This is a genomic window from Dactylosporangium sp. McL0621, from assembly GCF_049995355.1.
In the GTDB taxonomy this organism is placed as follows: domain Bacteria; phylum Actinomycetota; class Actinomycetes; order Mycobacteriales; family Micromonosporaceae; genus Dactylosporangium.
The window spans coordinates 6,745,125-6,760,477 of the sequence record NZ_CP188259.1; the positions used below are offsets into that span (position 1 = coordinate 6,745,125).

The 15,353-nt window shown below is 74.0% G+C and carries 10 protein-coding genes; 2 read left to right on the top strand and 8 right to left on the bottom strand.

Features of this window, described 5'->3' with window-relative positions:
• Positions 1–12: 12 nt before the first annotated feature.
• The 4 genes from ACPPVO_RS31885 to ACPPVO_RS31900 are packed head-to-tail and all read right to left on the bottom strand — an operon-like array spanning position 13 to position 4,690.
• Positions 13–1,122, bottom strand: a complete 1,110-nt coding sequence (locus ACPPVO_RS31885; protein WP_426502243.1) for a DegT/DnrJ/EryC1/StrS family aminotransferase — start codon at positions 1,120–1,122, stop codon at positions 13–15.
• Positions 1,119–2,123: an NAD-dependent epimerase/dehydratase family protein gene (locus ACPPVO_RS31890; RefSeq protein WP_426502244.1), complete on the bottom strand. Its 1,005-nt coding sequence runs from the start codon at positions 2,121–2,123 to the stop codon at positions 1,119–1,121. Before ACPPVO_RS31890 ends, ACPPVO_RS31885 begins: the two co-directional genes overlap by 4 nt.
• On the bottom strand, positions 2,120–3,508 hold the full coding sequence (locus tag ACPPVO_RS31895) for an NDP-hexose 2,3-dehydratase family protein (RefSeq protein WP_426502245.1): 1,389 nt from the start codon (positions 3,506–3,508) through the stop codon (positions 2,120–2,122). Before ACPPVO_RS31895 ends, ACPPVO_RS31890 begins: the two co-directional genes overlap by 4 nt.
• A gap of 24 nt (positions 3,509–3,532) precedes the next feature.
• Entirely contained in the window at positions 3,533–4,690 is a 1,158-nt protein-coding gene (locus tag ACPPVO_RS31900; RefSeq protein ID WP_426502246.1) for an epoxide hydrolase family protein, read from the bottom strand.
• Between the two features lie 239 nt (positions 4,691–4,929).
• Between ACPPVO_RS31900 and ACPPVO_RS31905 the strand changes: the two genes are divergently transcribed.
• Both ACPPVO_RS31905 and ACPPVO_RS31910 read left to right on the top strand, forming a co-directional pair.
• A complete protein-coding gene (locus ACPPVO_RS31905) occupies positions 4,930–5,616 on the top strand; it encodes an O-methyltransferase (protein WP_426502247.1) in 687 nt (228 codons plus the stop codon).
• A gap of 60 nt (positions 5,617–5,676) precedes the next feature.
• A complete protein-coding gene (locus ACPPVO_RS31910) occupies positions 5,677–7,080 on the top strand; it encodes a nucleotide disphospho-sugar-binding domain-containing protein (RefSeq protein ID WP_360390840.1) in 1,404 nt (467 codons plus the stop codon).
• Positions 7,081–7,142: 62 nt separating this feature from the next.
• On the opposite strand, the gene ACPPVO_RS31915 is transcribed toward ACPPVO_RS31910, so the two are convergent.
• The 4 genes from ACPPVO_RS31915 to ACPPVO_RS31930 are packed head-to-tail and all read right to left on the bottom strand — an operon-like array spanning position 7,143 to position 15,341.
• A complete protein-coding gene (locus tag ACPPVO_RS31915) occupies positions 7,143–8,498 on the bottom strand; it encodes a cytochrome P450 (RefSeq protein ID WP_426502248.1) in 1,356 nt (451 codons plus the stop codon).
• A complete protein-coding gene (locus ACPPVO_RS31920; protein ID WP_426502249.1) occupies positions 8,495–9,031 on the bottom strand; it encodes a flavin reductase family protein in 537 nt (178 codons plus the stop codon). The genes ACPPVO_RS31915 and ACPPVO_RS31920 overlap by 4 nt, the downstream gene beginning before the upstream one ends.
• A gap of 17 nt (positions 9,032–9,048) precedes the next feature.
• Positions 9,049–9,501: an acyl-CoA thioesterase gene (locus ACPPVO_RS31925; RefSeq protein ID WP_360390831.1), complete on the bottom strand. Its 453-nt coding sequence runs from the start codon at positions 9,499–9,501 to the stop codon at positions 9,049–9,051.
• 2 nt (positions 9,502–9,503) lie between these two features.
• Positions 9,504–15,341, bottom strand: a complete 5,838-nt coding sequence (locus ACPPVO_RS31930; RefSeq protein ID WP_426502250.1) for an SDR family NAD(P)-dependent oxidoreductase — start codon at positions 15,339–15,341, stop codon at positions 9,504–9,506.
• Positions 15,342–15,353 lie beyond the last annotated feature (12 nt).

The following is a 15,353-nucleotide window of genomic DNA, read 5'->3' on the forward strand; positions in this document are numbered from 1 at the left end:
CCTCCGGCTTTCTCAGACGGTTTCGAGCACCCGGCGGAGCGAGTCGATGACCTTGTCCTGCAGGTCGAGGGAGAGCGAGGGGTACATGGGCAGCGAGAAGATCTGCCCGGCCAGCCGTTCGGTGACGGGCAGGGCGCCCTGGCCGTGGCCGAGGCGCGCGAACCCGGTCATCGTGTGCACCGGCCACGGGTAGCTGATGTTGAGCTCGATGCCGTAGGCCTTGAGCCGCTCGATGATCTCGTCGCGGCGCGGGTGGCGCACGACGTAGACGTAGTGGGCGTGCTCGTTGCCGGGGTTCACCCGCGGCAGCACGAGCTCGGTGTCGCCCAGGCCCTCGGCGTAGCGCGCGGCGACGGCCCGCCGGGCGGCGACGTACCCGTCGAGGCGGCGGAGCTTGCGGCGCAGGATCTCCGCCTGGACCTCGTCGAGGCGGCTGTTGTGCCCCGGCGTCTCCACGACGTAGTAGCGCTCCGCCATGCCGTAGAAGCGCAGCCGGCGCAGGCGCTGGTCGGTCTGCGCGCTGGAGGTGACGACGGCGCCGCCGTCGCCGTAGGCGCCGAGCACCTTGGTCGGGTAGAACGAGAACGCGGCGGCGTCGCCCATGCTGCCGGCGAGCCGGCCGTGGTGGCGGGCCCCGTGCGCCTGCGCGCAGTCCTCGAACAGGGCCAGGCCGCGCCGGTCGGCGATCTCCCGCAGCGGGGCCATGTCGGCGCACTGGCCGTACAGGTGCACCGGCAGGAGGCACTTGGTGCGCCCGGTGACGGCCGCCTCGACCTGGCCGACGTCGATGAGGTAGTCCTCCTCGCGGACGTCGACGAAGACCGGCGTGGCGCCCAGCGCGTCGATGGCGACGACGGTCGGCGCCGCGGTGTTGGACACGGTGATGACCTCGTCGCCCGGCCCGATGCCGAGCGCCTGCAGTCCGAGCTTGATGGCGTTGGTGCCGTTGTCGACGCCGACGCAGTGCGGCAGGCCGTGGTAGGCGGCGAACTCCTCCTCGAAACTCTGTACGCTCGGGCCGAGCACGAGCTGGCCGGAGCGGAACACGCTGTCGACGGCATCGAGGACGTCGGCCCTTTCGGCCTCGTATTCGGCGGTGTAGTTCCAGACGCGGATGGTCACGCAAGCACTCCGTTTCGGGCAGCACGGTCACGGTCGGCGAAGAGCGCGGCGGCGGTGCGGCTGATGCCCTCGGCCAGCGTCACGCGCGGAAACCAGCTGGCGGCCGCGCTGAACGGGGCGGGGTCGACGCGCACGCTGCGCAGGTCGGTGGCGGTGGCGTGGGCGGGCGGCGGGACGGCGACCACCGGGACCGGCGCGGCCCCGCTGACGGCGGCGACGGCGCCGGACACCAGGTGCAGCGCGTCGCGCAGGGAGCTCGGCGCGCCGGTGCCGAGCAGCCAGTGCCGGCCGCTGAGCCGGTCGGCCCCGTCGATCGCGGCCAGGAACGCCCGCACGGTGTCCTCGACGTGGACGAACTCGCGCATGACGCGGCCGTCGCCCCACATGGTCAGCGGTGCGCCGTCGAGGGCGCGGCGGATCATCGCGGCGATGACGCCGACGTCCGGCGCGGTGGCGGCCGGGCCCTGCCCGTAGATGGTCGGCAGGCGCAGGCTGACCCCGCGCAGCACACCGGCGGCGGTCGCGGCCAGCAGCAGCCGCTCGGCCTCGAGCTTCTGCGCGTCGTACGGCGTCTGCGGCCGGTCGGGCTCGGAGCCGTCCAGGGGCCGCTCCGGGGGGACCCCGACCTGCGACACCGTGCCGGCGAACACGCACACCGCCGGCGAGTGGCGGCCCGAGGACCGGCGGCCGCGCAGGGCCGCCACGATGGCCGCGGTCGTGCCGGTGTTGACCAGCTCGCTGCGCGGGTCGGTGCCGGCCCGGCGCCAGTCGCCGTCGTGCTTGAGCAGGTTCACCACGACGTCGGCGCCGGCCACCGCCGCGGCCACCACGCCCGGGTCGGCGACGTCGGCCCGGCGGACCTCGACGTCGGCCCGGGCGTCCGCGGGCACGGGGGCGGGGCGGCGGGACAGCACCCGCAGCCGCACCGGCCGGGCGCTGATGGCGGCGGTAAACGCGCTGCCGAGGAAGCCGGAGCCGCCCAGTACGGTCACGGTGGTCACAGCGCACGCTCCACCGGGGCCAGCCGCTCGACCGCGCGCAGGCACGCCAGCAGGCTGCGGGCCTGGACGTTGACGTAGTTGCTGTGCCACAGCAGCCCGGCCAGCTGCCGCGGGGTCATCCACCGGAACTCCGGGTGCACCAGCTCGTCGCCGGTCTCGATGACGAGGTGGCGGCTGCGGGTGTGGTAGAAGCGGCCGCCCTCCTCGGACTGCAGCACGTCGTAGCGGATCGCCGCGGGGTCGGCCCGCAGCACGTCGTCGAGGAACGGCGGCCACTTCGAGCGCGGCAGGTCGCGGTAGCTGTCCGGGATGCACTGCACCGTCGGCGCGAGCTCCACCCGGTCGGCGTAGCCGGCCTCCACGCGCGCGTTGGCCAGCACGTGCGGTACACCGTCGAAGCGCGTCATGAGGAAGGCCACGACCCCCTCGCCGCGGGCGGCGAACATGGGCTGGTCCCAGCGCCCGACCTCGCGGCCGCACGCCTCCACCCGCACCCCGATGACGTCGAAGAAGCGCTCCGGGACGTGGGAGATCCGGGCACCGTCGGCGCGCCACTCCCCCAGGTCCCCGAGCCGTACCTGGCGCAGGTCCACGCTGGTGAGGCTGCGCCGCTCGGTGATCCAGCTCAGCAGCTCGGCGGTGGAGTGCCGGCTGTCCTGCGCGTCGCCGGAGCGGTCCGCCCACTCCTCGAACGGCATGCAGGACAGCACCGAGCGGGCGTCCATGTTCACCACGTCGTCGAGGGCGAGCAGCTCGTGCAGCTGCGCGATGGTGAGCCAGTGGAAGCCCTCGCGGGCCTCCACCGGGCCGGTCACCTCGATGATCATGTTGCGGTTCAGCTTGCGCAGGAACCAGGCGCCCTGCTCCGACTGGCGCGCGTCGAGGATGACCCGGTGCTGCGACCGGTCGCGGAAGTAGTCCAGGTACGGGGTGGGGTTGCCGCCGTGCACCCGCGTGTAGTTGCTGCGGGTCGCCTGGACCGTCGGGGACACCTGGATGCCGTTGCAGTTGCCCGGCTCCGACTTCAGCTGCATGAGGCAGTGCAGGACCCCGTCGAACTCCTTCATGAGGATGCCGAGGATGCCGATCTCGGGCTGGTTGATGATCGGCTGGTCCCAGCGCGGTACCGCGCCGGTCGGGATGTGCACGTCGAGGCCCTGCACGGTGAAGAACTTGCCGCTGGCGTGCCGGATGACCCCGGCCTCGGCGTCGGTGTGCCACTGCGCGAGGTCGCCCAGCGGCACGTGGGCGGTGTTGGTGTACGTGTGCTCGCGCGCCTGCGCCATGCGCCGCAGGAAGGTCTCGACGTCGTCGAAGGCGTGCCGGTCCGACAGCGCCGAGTGGGTGAGCCGGGCCGGGGTCGACGCTTCGTGGTCGGTACTCATCGCTGACTCCCTCGGAAGCGGGGCTCAGTGCACCCGGCGGGCGAACTCGCGGATGTCGGCCACGAACAGCTCGGGCTGCTCCAGGGCGGCGAAGTGGCCGCCCTTGTCGAACTCGCTCCACTGCACGATGTTGGGCAGGTCGCGGTCGGCCAGCCGGCGGACCGGCAGCAGGATGTCGTGCGGGAACACGGCCACGCCGACGGGCACGGTCACCGGCGGGGGCAGCGCGCCGCCGGCCGCACCGATGCGGCGCAGGCCCTCGGCGTCCTCGAAGTAGAGCATCGCCGACGAGCCGGCCGTCGCGGTGAACCAGTACGTCGAGACGATGGTGAGCATCCGGTCGCGGTCGACGGCGTCCTCGGGGACCTTCTCGGAGTCGGTCCACTCGCGGAACTTCTCCACGATCCAGGCCAGCTGGCCGACGGGCGAGTCGGTGAGCGCGTACGACAGGGTCAGCGGCCGCGTCGACTGCAGCTTCATGTACGCGGACAGCTCCGTGTCGAAACGGGACAGCCGCCCCAGCCGGGCCAGGTCGGCCTCGCCGAGCCCGGCGAGCTCGGCCGGATCGCCGGACGGGAACGTCATCAGCATGTTGACGTGGACGCCGGCCACGTGCTCGGCGTCGGCGCGCCCGATGCCCAGCGAGATGACCGAGCCCGCGTCGCCGCCCTGGGCGATGTACCGGTCGTAGCCGAGCCGGCGCATCAGCTCGGCCCACGCGGCCGCCACCCGTGCGGTACCCCAGCCGGTGCCGCCGTTCGGGGTGGAGAAGCCGAACCCGGGGATCGACGGGATGACGAGGTGGAAGGCGTCGGCCGGGTCGCCGCCGTAGGTGCCCGGGTCGGTCAGCGGCCCGATCACGTCGAGGAACTCCGCGACCGAGCCGGGCCAGCCGTGGGTCAGCAGCAGCGGCCGGGCCCCCGCGTGGGGCGAGCGGACGTGCAGGAAGTGCACGTCGGCGCCGTCGATCTCGGTGACGTACTGCTCGTAGGAGTTGAGCCGGGCCTCGGCCGCGCGCCAGTCGAAGCCGGTGCGCCAGTACTCGGCCAGCTCGCGGAGGTAGGTCAGCGGCACCCCGCGCTCCCAGCCGGTGTCCGGCTGGGCCGGCCATCGGGTGTCGGCGAGCCGGCGGTGCAGGTCGTCCAGCTGGGTCTGCGGCACATCGATGCGGAACCGGCGCATGGCTTCCCCAATTCGTAGCACGGAGGTCGGATTGCTCTCCTGGCGACGATCTCCGGTCGCACCGATCCCGCGCATCTCTGGTGTTGCGCAGTCAGCGCATGTACGCAATCCGCCTCGTGCGCACGTCAGCGGGGGCGACGCCGCACGTCAGAGGATGCGACGCCGGTCGATCCCCCGCGACGATGACAGCGCCGGCGCGTGCCGTGCCGTGGTGAGTTCGTCGAGGCCAGGGAGGGCTGATGGGAACCCCGGGATTCGCCGAGGTCAAGCATGTGCCGGTCAACCAGGCGATGCGGGACTATCTGGTCAGGTCGTGCTCCCCGCCCGACCCGGCGGTGCGCGGCCTGGCCGAGAGCACCGCGAAGGTGGGCGACGCGGCCGGCATGGCCGTGCCGCTGGAGCAGGTGGCGCTGCTGACCGTGCTGACGAAGCTGGTGTCCGCCCGGTGTGCGGTGGACGTCGGTACCTTCACCGGCCTCTCGGCCCTCGCCATGGCCCGCGGGCTGGTCCCCGGCGGCCGGGTGATCAGCTGCGACGTGACCGACCGCTGGATCGGCCTGGCCCGGGAGCACTGGCGCCACGCCGGGGTCGAGGACCGGATCGACTTCCGCCTCGGGCCCGCGGGCCGCACGCTGCGCACCCTGGAGCCGGCATCGGCCGACATCGTCTTCGTCGACGCCGACAAGATGAACTACCCGACCTACCTCGAGCTCGCCGTGCCGGTGCTGCGCCCCGGCGGCCTGCTGCTGGCCGACAACGTCCTGCTCGACGGCTACGTCCTCGACCCGGAGCTGGCCGACGCCGGCCTGGCCCGGCGCAGCGCCCAGGCGTTGCGCACGTTCAACGCGACGCTCGCGGCCGACGAGCGGCTGGAGACGGTGATGCTGCCGATCGCCGACGGCCTCACGATCGCCCGCAAACACTGAGCCACCCCGACCGACGCCACCCCCCTCCAACGCCACCCCGACCAACCGACGGAGACGCCGATGCGAGTCCTGTTCACCACGTACCCTTCGGTCGCGCACCTCCTGCCGATCGTCCCCCTGGCGTGGGCGTTCCAGAGCGCGGGCCACGAGGTGCGGATCGCCTCGCACTACTCGATCACCGACAACATCACCGCGGCCGGGCTGACCGCGGTGGCGCTCGGCGAGCCGCAGTCCACCGAGGCCCGCAACCGCGAGGACGCGCCCACGCCGCGCGATCCCGAGCTGGTCCTCGCCTACGCCGAGGCGCTCGGCCTGAACGAGGAGGAGCTCGAGCACTGGATCACGTTCTTCCAGTACATGCTCATCCCCGCGGCCGACTACGTGCGCCCCGACCTGCCCGAGGCCGGCGACCTGATCGCCTTCGCCCAGGCCTGGAAGCCCGACCTGGTGCTGTGGGACCCGACGTTCTCCTCGGCCCCGTTCGCGGCCCGGCTGTCCGGCGCCGCGCACGGCCGGCTGCTGTTCGGCACCGACTGCTTCGCGTGGAGCCTGCAGCGGCTCGCCGCCCGGCGCGAGCAGGTGCGCGCGGCCGGCCTGCCGGAGAACCCGCTCGCCGACCTGCTGCGCCCGCTCGCCGAGCGCCACGGCGTCGAGATCGACGACGAGCTGCTGCTGGGGCAGTGGACCGTCGACCCGACCCCGCCCGGGTACGGCCCGCCGACCACGGTCACCACGATCCACGTGCGCCACGTCCCGTACAGCGGGGCCGAGCCGGCCCAGCCGTGGCTGCTGCACGAGCCGCAGGTGCCCCGGGTCGCGCTGTCGCTGGGCGAGTCGAACCGGCGGTTCATCCCCGGCGACTGGGACCGGCTGCCGAAGCTCATCGAGGCCGTCGACGGCCTCGGCGTGGAGGTCGTGGCGACCCTCAACGCGCTGCAGCTGCAGGGCATCGAGAAGCTCCCCGACAACGTGTGCGCGATCGAGTGGGTGCCGCTGACCCAGCTGCTGCCGACCTGCTCGGCGATCATCCACCACGGCGGGGTCGGCACGATGGCGGCGGCGCGGGCGTTGCGCGTACCGCAGATCTCGTGCGACACCGGCGAGTCGCTCCTGCTGCGGCAGGAGACGGCCGCGCCGGACGCCGTCGACACCGGTACCTACCAGGTCGGCCGGGAGTTCGGGGTGGCCGAGGCGGTCGAGGCGACGGCGCCGCGCTGGATCATGCCGGCGAAGAGCACCGAGGCGACCCCGGTCGCCAACTACCTGTCCCGCACCGGCGCCGGCGTCGCGCTCAACCACCGGGCGCTGAGCGTCGAGGAGATCGGCAAGCTCATCCTGCAGGTCGTCGAGCTGCCGCGGTTCCGCACCGGCGCCGCCGCGATCCACGAGTCGTGGCTGGCGACGCCGTCCCCGGCCGAGGTCGTCGGCACCCTCGTGGCGCTCGTCGGCAACCGCCGCGGCTGACCCGCGCAGGCAAATGCCCCCGGGAGGTACGACTCCCGGGGGCATTGCCGTGGGCGGGTGGCTCAGCGGGCCGGGCGGACCCGCATCGGCAGGCCGCCGCGCACGCGCAGCGACAGCATCGGCTCCGGCCGGACCTCGTAGCCGGGCTCCTTCGTCAGCGTCAGCTCGCGCACGAGCAGCGCGGTCACGAAGGCGGCCTCCATCATGCCGAGGTGGTTGCCGACGCAGAAGCGCGGCCCGGCGCCGAACGGGATGTACGCGTACCGCGGCCGGTCGTGGACCTTGTCCGGGTCGAACCGCTCGGGGTCGAAGCGCTCCGGGTCGGTCCAGAAGGCCGGGTGGCGGTGCAGCGTGAACGGGCAGATGAGCAGGTCCGCGCCGGCCGGCACCCGGTAGCCGCCGACCTCGTCCTCGGCGAGGGACTTGCGCGGCAGGATCCACACCGGCGGGAACAGCCGCATGACCTCCTCGATCACCATCGCGGTGTACCGCAGCCGGGTCAGGTCGTCGTAGGTGGGCAGCCGGTCGCCGAGCACCGACAGCGCCTCCTCGCGCAGCCGCTCGCGCACCTCCGGGTGCCGGTCGATGAGGTACAGCGTCCAGCTCAGCGTGCTCGCCGTGGTCTCGTGCCCGGCCAGCAGCAGCGTCACCAGCTCGTCGCGCAGCCGCTGCCGGCCGATGCCCGGGTCCTCCTCCTGGCCGGCGGACACGATGAGCCGCGACAGCACGTCGTCGCGCTCGACCGAGCGGGCGGTCCGCCGCGCGACCAGGTCGTCGACGATGCGCTGCAGATCGCGGCGGGCCCGGCGGAACCGCAGCTGCCGGGGCAGCGGGATCCAGGTGGGCACCGCGCTGAGCGACGCGAGCTCGAACATCGCCTGGTCCTGGACGGCCGCGAAGTCGCCGCCGATGGAGTCGTACGCGCCCAGGTCGACGTCGAGCAGGGTCCGGCCGAGCACCCCGAGGGTGAGCCCGGTCATCTCCTGCAGGACGTCGACCGGGGCGTCGCCGTGGGCGCGGAGGCGGGCGACCAGCGCGGCGCCCTCCTCCGCGATCACCGAGGCCTGGGCCGCGATCCGCCGGCTCTGGAACGCCGGCTGGATCACCTTGCGCTGCTTGCGCCACAGCTCGCCCTCGCTGGTGAGCAGCCCGTCGCCGAGGGCGCGGCGGGCGTGCACCAGGCCGATGCCCTTGTGGTAGTTGGCGGCGTTGTCGGCCAGCACGTGCTTGGCGTGGTCGGGATGGTTGAAGAAGTACAGGTCCTTCGGCCCCACCGGCAGCCGGGACGCGTCGCCGTAGCGCGCGGCGGCATCGCTCATCATGCCGAGCCGGTCCCGGCCCATCACCATGAGCATGCGGATGGAGGAGGCCTTGGAGGGGCCCGGCGGCGTGCGGCCGGGCGCCTTCACCACGGTCATGTCGTCACCTCGGTCCGGGCCCTGGTCACGTTGCGGAACTCGCCGCCGACGAAGACCAGGGCGTCGTCGCCGGCCTGGCGGTACAACCGCACCGGCCGGCCCAGGAAGATGGTGTGGTCGCCGCCGTCGTAGGCCCGCCACATCTCGCATTCGAAGTGCGCCAGCGCGCCGCCGATGAGCGGCGCGCCGGTGCACTCGCCCGCCCGCCAGTCCACGATGTCGAACTGCTGGCGGCCCAGGGGCCGGCGGCGGTCGGCGAAGTACCGCGCCACCGGCTCCTGGTCGGAGGCCAGCACCGACACCGCGAACGCGCCGGCGGCGGCGAGGGCGTCGTGCATGATCGCGTCGCGTTTGACGCAGACCAGCACCAGGGGCGGGTCGAGCGAGACCGTCGTGAACGAGTTCGCGGTCATCCCGTGCGGGGTGACCCCACCGACGGTGACGACCGTGACCCCGGTCGCGAACGCCGCGAAGGCCCGCCGCAGCGCGGCCGGGTCGAAGACCGTGCCGTTCGGCTGGGGCTGGACGTTCATGCTGACCTCCTGCATGGCTAGGGCCGGTACCCGGCGCGCGCGTCGACGGCGTAGGGCTCGAGCGCGCGTTGCAGCGCGTCGGGCACCCGGGCCGGCACGGTGCGGGTGTTGGGCCCCCGCATGCACGCCACTCGTTGGGACCCCCGGGCGACGAGCGTCTCGCCGCCGCCCGGGTTGAGCCGCACGTAGTCGAACCCGAACTCCAGCTGCGTCTGGGCCAGCTCCACCAGCCGCATCCGGATGGAGAGGTCGTCGAAGGCCGTGATCTCGGCGAAGAACTCGCAGTCGACCCGCAGCGTGAAGAGCTTGAGGTCGGCCTGCAGGTCGGCGAGCACGTCCGGGGCGTGCCGCTTGAGGAACATCTCCCGGCAGCGGCCCTGCCAGCGCAGGTAGTTGACGTAGTACACGTTGCCGACGATGTTCGTCTCTTCGAAGCCGACGGTGTGCAGGATCTCGAAGTACTTGTCCACGCTCACCGCTCCCCTTCGGCCGCCACCGCAGCGGTCAGCACGGCGAACACGGCCGGGCGGGCCACGTCGCGCAGGGTCGTCACGAACGTCGCGACGCAGGCCTCGCCGGCCTTGAGCACGACCCAGCCGTCGCGGGCCGCGGGCTGCAGGGTGAGCGGGCCCCGCGGCGGCAGCCCGGCCTTCTGCAGGCACTCGATCGCCGACCAGACCCGCGTGCCGGCGGTGTCGAGGCTGTCGCCGGTCGTCGCGCAGATGAGCCGGGCCAGTTCGGCGTGCGTGCCGAGCAGGCCCTCCCACGTCTGTTCGGTGCGCTCCTCGACCTGCTCGACGTCGCAGCCGAGCAGCCCCGGCGCGGCGACGAACAGCGTGACCCCGGCCCCGTGCGCGGCCGAGACCGTGCGGTCCCCGGCCACCTCGGGCCGGCCGTCGGGCCGGTAGGTCAGCTCGACCGGGCGGCCGAACGCCCGCCCGGCGGCCACCAGCGTCCGGGCCCGCCGCTGCGCGACGTGGTCGGCCCGCTTGTCGGCCGGGCCGTCCGGCTCGACCACCACGGCCACCCGGGCGCCGGTGAGGTCCCCGAGGGTGCGCTCCAGGTAGGGGCCGAGCAGCGGGGCGACCCACGGTCCGCGGCCGTCCTGCTTGCGCACGGCCCGCAGGCGCAGCCCCTCCCAGCGCTCGACCACCGCGCCGGTCTCGTTGCGCAGCGCGATGTCGTACATGTAGGTGTCGCCGTCGCGGCTGCGCTCGGTGGCGCAGTAGCGAAGCTCCCGGGCCGCGGAGAGCTTCTCCCCGCCGGGGTGGATCCGCTCGACGCCGGCCGGCAGCAGGGTGGCGTCGGGGACGCAGACCTGGTTGCCGTGCATGAGCGCGTCGCGCACCCCGGGGTCGCCCAGCAGCAGCTCGTGCGGCACGAACGGGGCGAACCAGTCCACCGCCTCGACCGACTCGACGTCGACGTCGACGTGGCGGGCGGCGGCGCGGTGGTACCGGCGCAGCCGCTGGAACCGGCCGCCCTGGAACAGGGTGCCGCCGTAGAGGTCGCCGGGCGTGAGGGGCACCGGGCTCAGGCCGTCGGCGACCTGGTCCGGCGGGCCGTCCGGCACCGCGACGGCGCCGAGGCGCAGCCGGGCGGTGAAGTGATCGGCGGCGAACGCCGTCTCCTCGCTGCGGATGGCCGCCTCGATGGTGTCGTCGTCGGTCACCACGGCCGCGATCCGGATCGTGGTCCGGCCGTACGGCGGCACCACGATCGGGCGCAGGAACTCGGCCTGCTCGATCACCGGCACCGTGGCGACCCCGGTGACGGCGGCGGCCACCTGCGCCATCGCCTCCATCCCGAAGACCGCCGGGAACAGCAGGTTGCCGTCGAGGTGGTGGTCGGCGAGGTACCCGTCGACGCCGACGCTGAGCTCGGCCTCGGTGACCACCTCGACGCCGTGGTAGCGGATCAGCGGCCGCTCGACGAAGCGCAGCAGCGGCAGCTTCGGCAGGTGGTACCGGACGGTATCGATGCCCTCGGTGCGCCCGCTGATGACCGTCACCGGCGGGGTCTGCGGGTCGGCGAGGAGCCGGCGCAGAATCGCCACGCCCTGGTCGGGGGTGACCGGCGTGACGCCGTCGCGGCTCAGGGACTCCACGACCGAGAGCCGCTCCCCCATGCCGACGCCCGACCACACCGACCACTCCAGGCACAGGCTGCGGCAGTTCGGGTACTGCCGGCCGAACTCGACGGTGAGATCGGCCAGCCATTCGTTGGCGGTGGCGTAGTGCGCCTCGCCCCGCAGGCCGGCCCGGCCGATGATGCTGCCGAGGGTGACCAGCAGCCGCAGCCGCTCGGGTTCGACGGCGTCGAGGACGGCGCGCAGGCCGTCGATCTTCGGCGCGAACGTGCTGCGCACCGCCGCCATGTCCAGGCTCGCCAGGCCGGTGGGCTCGTTGCGGCCCGCGCCGTGCAGCACGGCCGTGACCGGCCCCAGCTCACCGGTCAGCTCGTCGACCGCCCGCCGTACCGCGGCGGCGTCCGTCACGTCGGCCCGGGCGTAGCGCACGGTCACCCCGGCCGCGGCGATGCGGGCGAGGTTGGCCGAGAGCTCCGCGTCCGCGGCCGGGTCCGAGCGGCCCAGCAGCGCCAGGCGGGCCCCGCTGTCGGTCGCCATCGCCAGGGCGCACTCGGCGGTGATGCCCTTGCCGCCGCCGGTCACCAGCAGCACGTCGCCGGCGCCCAGCGCCGCCTGACGGTGGCTGGGCCGGACCGGCATCGCGCGCAGCGTCGGCACCAGGCGGCGGTCGCCGTCGTAGTGGACCTCGGCGTAGGTCGCGGTCGCGCCGACCTCGGCGACGACCTTGTCGATCGCGCCCGGCCCGACCGGCAGGTGCACGATTGTCGTGCGCAGCTGCGGCGCCTCGAGGCGCAGCGTCTTGCCCAGGCCGGCCGCACCGCGCCCGTGCTGGACGAGCACGAAGCGGGTCCCGTCGGGCGCGCCCAGCACCGACTTCGCGCCGTGCAGGGCGTAGCGCAGGTCCTCCTCGGCGCAGTCCGGCGGCAGGCAGACCAGGACGCCGTTGCCGAGCCGGGCGTTGGTCAGCGCCTGGCGCAGCTCCTCGCCGAGCGGGTGCTCGCTCGGGGCGTACACCTGCCAGCGGCCGACGGCCTCCGGCGCGACCCGCGCCGGCACCGGCTCCTCGTCGAGGTCCAGCCGCCAGGGCCGGGCCCAGGCGGCGGCGCCGGCCACGACGGGCGTCCCGGCCCCGGCCGCCGCGTCGGCGGCCGTGCGGGCCACCGACTCCAGCGCCTCGGCCAGCTCCCGGACGGTCGCGGTGGCGAAGTTGGTGGGCAGGTGGGCCGCGGGCGCCTGCAGCTGCTGCGCGGCCTGGTTGACGACCTGCCCGACGGTGATCGAGCTCAGGTGCAGGTCGTCGAGGAGCCGGCTGTCGCTGCTCACCAGCTCCAGCGGCAGCTCCGCCCGCTCGGCCGCGAGCCGGCGCAGCAGGTCTTCGGCGGACTGCCGGGGTGCGTCCTCGGCCACCTGGCCCGCCGGGGTGTCCGGACTGGTCATTGTGGCCGAGGACGGGCTCGGGGCCGGTTCCGCCGGCGCCGTGCTGCGGCGACTGGACGGCAGGGTCGAGATCGGCGCGGCCTCGCAGGGGCTGGCGAAGAACTTCATCTCCGCGCCGACCTGCAGCGGCCGGACGAGCCGGCCGTGGAACAGCGCCACGTCGACGCGCGCCCCGCCCATGGTGTAGGCGGCGCCGACGACCCGCAGCAGGCTCTCGATCGACTCGTCGTCGGTCTCCAGGGAGACGGTGGGCACCTCCGTCGACGCGCCGGCGAGCGAGCCGAGGACCCGGCCCGGGCCGACCTCGATGAACAGGTCGACGTTCTTCGCGGCCAGCGCGACCGCCTGGCTGAACAGCACCGGGTCGGTGATCTGGCGGTGCAGCAGGGCGACGACGTCGGTGTCGGGGGCCAGCACGTCGCCGGTGACGGTGGAGACGACCCGGCGGGACACCGGCCCGAACGCCTCACCGGCGAGCGCCTCGGCGAACGCCGCCGCGGCCGGGGCGACCAGCGGCGAGTGGAACGCGTGCGACACCGGCAGCCGGGTGGCCTGCAGCCCGGCCCCGCGGGCCGACTCGCAGGCGGCCAGCACCGCGTCGACCGCGCCGGCGATGACCGTCTGGCTCGGCCCGTTGTAGCCGGCGATCACCACCGGCAGGTCCTTGAACAGCGTCGCCACGATGTCGGGGCCGGCGCTGACGCCGGCCATGGTGCCCGACGCGCTGTGCGCGGCCATCGTGCGGCCCCGGACGCCGGCGACGCGCAGCAGGGTCTCCTCGTCGAGCGCGCCGGCCCACTGCAGGGCCGAGATCTCGCCGAGGCTGTGCCCGACCGCGACGGACGCCTCGATGCCGAGGGTACCGAGCACCCGCAGCCCGGCGATCGAGCCGGTGACGATGCGCGGCTGGGCCACCTCGGTCGCCACCACGTCGCCGCCGGTCGGCAGCGCGGCGCCCACGTACGCCTCCTCGGCCTCGGCGAACCGGCGGCGCAGCGCGCCCCCGCTCACGCCCCGCCCGGACCCCTGCCCGGGGAAGAGGAAGCCGATCCGGCGCGGCCCGCCGGCGTGGCCGAGCAGGCACCGGCCGTCGGCCGAGAGCATCGTCGTCTCACCGGCCCCGGCGGCGTCGCGGATCCGCGTCAGGCGCGCCACCGCGTCCTCCGGTGAGGAGACCACGGCCGCGGCCCGGAACGGCAGGTCGCGCAGCTCGCGGTGCAGCGTCGCGGCCAGGTCGGCGAGCTGGGCGTAGGCGAGCCCGGGCACGAACTCGATCAGCCGGTCGAGCCGCTCGACCAGCTCGCCCGGCGACGCGGCGTCGACGAGCAGCAGCTCCGCGTCCTGCACCGACGCGGCGAGCGCGCGCGTGCGGGTGTCGAAGGTGGTACGCCGGCGGGGCCGGGCGCCGGCCAGCGCGACGTGCGTGTTGATGCCGCCGAAGCCCATCGCGGTGACGCCCGCCCGCACCGGCACGTCGGCCGGCCAGGGCTCGGCCTTGCGCAGGGTGCGCAGGTTCGGCGCGTCCCGGGTGAGCACCTCGTGCGGGTCGACGCTGCCGACGCTCGGCGGCAGCACCTCGTGGTGCACGGCCATCGCGGCCTTGATGAGGCCGGCCACGCCGGCGGCCGCCTTGGTGTGCCCGATCATGCCCTTGATGGAGCCGATCGGCACCGGGCGGTCGCCACCGGCCGCGTTGAGCGCCTCGGAGAGGGCGGTGAGCTCGGTGGCGTCGCCGACCTTGGTACCGGTGCCGTGGCCCTCGAAGAGCCCCACGGTGTCGATGCCGTAACCGGAGCGCTCGTAGGCACGGCGCAGCGCGAGCTGGTACCCCCGGATCTCCGGGCGCGTCATCCCGCCCTTGCCGTCCGAGGAGATGCCCCACCCGGCCACGGACGCGTAGATGCGGTGCCCGGCCTTGGCCGCCTCCGGCTCGCGCATCAGCACGACCATGCCGCAGCCCTCGCCGGGCCAGAAGCCGTTGGAGGCGCGGTCGTAGACCCGCATCTCGCCGGTGGCGAGGGCGCCGGTCTTGGCGAAGCCGATGATCTCGAACGGGTCGATGGACAGGTCGACGCCGCCGGCGACCGCGACGTCGACGTCGCCGTCGAGCAGCGCCTTGCACGCCGTGGCCACCGACAGCAGCGACGAGGAGCACGCGCCGTCGACGGTGTAGCCGCCGCCCTTGAGGTCGAAGTGGTTGCAGATCCGCCCGGCGATGGTGTTGGACAGCGCCCCCGCGAGCGTGTCCTCGTCGATCTCCGGGAACGGGCTCTTGAACGTCGCCTCGAAGTCGTCGAGGAATGTGCCGAGCTGGTCGTCGTCCCAGTCCTGCTCCTTGAGCGCGGCGGCCACCATGCGCCGCACGAACGGCCAGCGCAGCCGCAGCTGGTTCGCGCGGGAGAACTCGCCGGTGAGGGTGTTGCCGACGACGACGCCGGTACGCTCGCGGGGCAGCCCCTCACCCATCGGGAACCCGGCGTCGGCGAGGGCCATCGCGGCCACGTCCAGCGCCAGCCAGTGCGTCATGTCGGTGGAGCGGAACGTGCTCCCGGCGATCTTGTAGGCGATCCGGTCGAACTCGTACCCCTCGATGACGGCGGCGTTGCGGGCGTAGAAGCGGTCCGGGGTCTTTTGGTCCGCCGCCCAGTAGTCGTCCAGCCGCATGCGCACGTCCGGCAGGCGGCGGAACGCGCGCCGCCCGGCCACCGCGTTCTCCCACAGCTCCCGCGGCGACGTGGCGTCCGGATACCGGCATGCCATGCCCACCACAGCGATTTTCGTCATGCTGAAACACCC

Bases quoted from the DNA above. Each gene is read 5' to 3' on its own strand.
- ACPPVO_RS31905 (WP_426502247.1), top strand. From the start codon at position 4,930: ATGGGAACCCCGGGATTCGCCGAGGTCAAGCATGTGCCGGTCAACCAG.
- ACPPVO_RS31920 (WP_426502249.1), bottom strand. From the start codon at position 9,031: ATGAACGTCCAGCCCCAGCCGAACGGCACGGTCTTCGACCCGGCCGCG.
- ACPPVO_RS31915 (WP_426502248.1), bottom strand. From the start codon at position 8,498: ATGACCGTGGTGAAGGCGCCCGGCCGCACGCCGCCGGGCCCCTCCAAG.
- ACPPVO_RS31900 (WP_426502246.1), bottom strand. From the start codon at position 4,690: ATGCGCCGGTTCCGCATCGATGTGCCGCAGACCCAGCTGGACGACCTG.
- ACPPVO_RS31930 (WP_426502250.1), bottom strand. From the start codon at position 15,341: ATGACGAAAATCGCTGTGGTGGGCATGGCATGCCGGTATCCGGACGCC.
- ACPPVO_RS31910 (WP_360390840.1), top strand. From the start codon at position 5,677: ATGCGAGTCCTGTTCACCACGTACCCTTCGGTCGCGCACCTCCTGCCG.
- ACPPVO_RS31895 (WP_426502245.1), bottom strand. From the start codon at position 3,508: ATGAGTACCGACCACGAAGCGTCGACCCCGGCCCGGCTCACCCACTCG.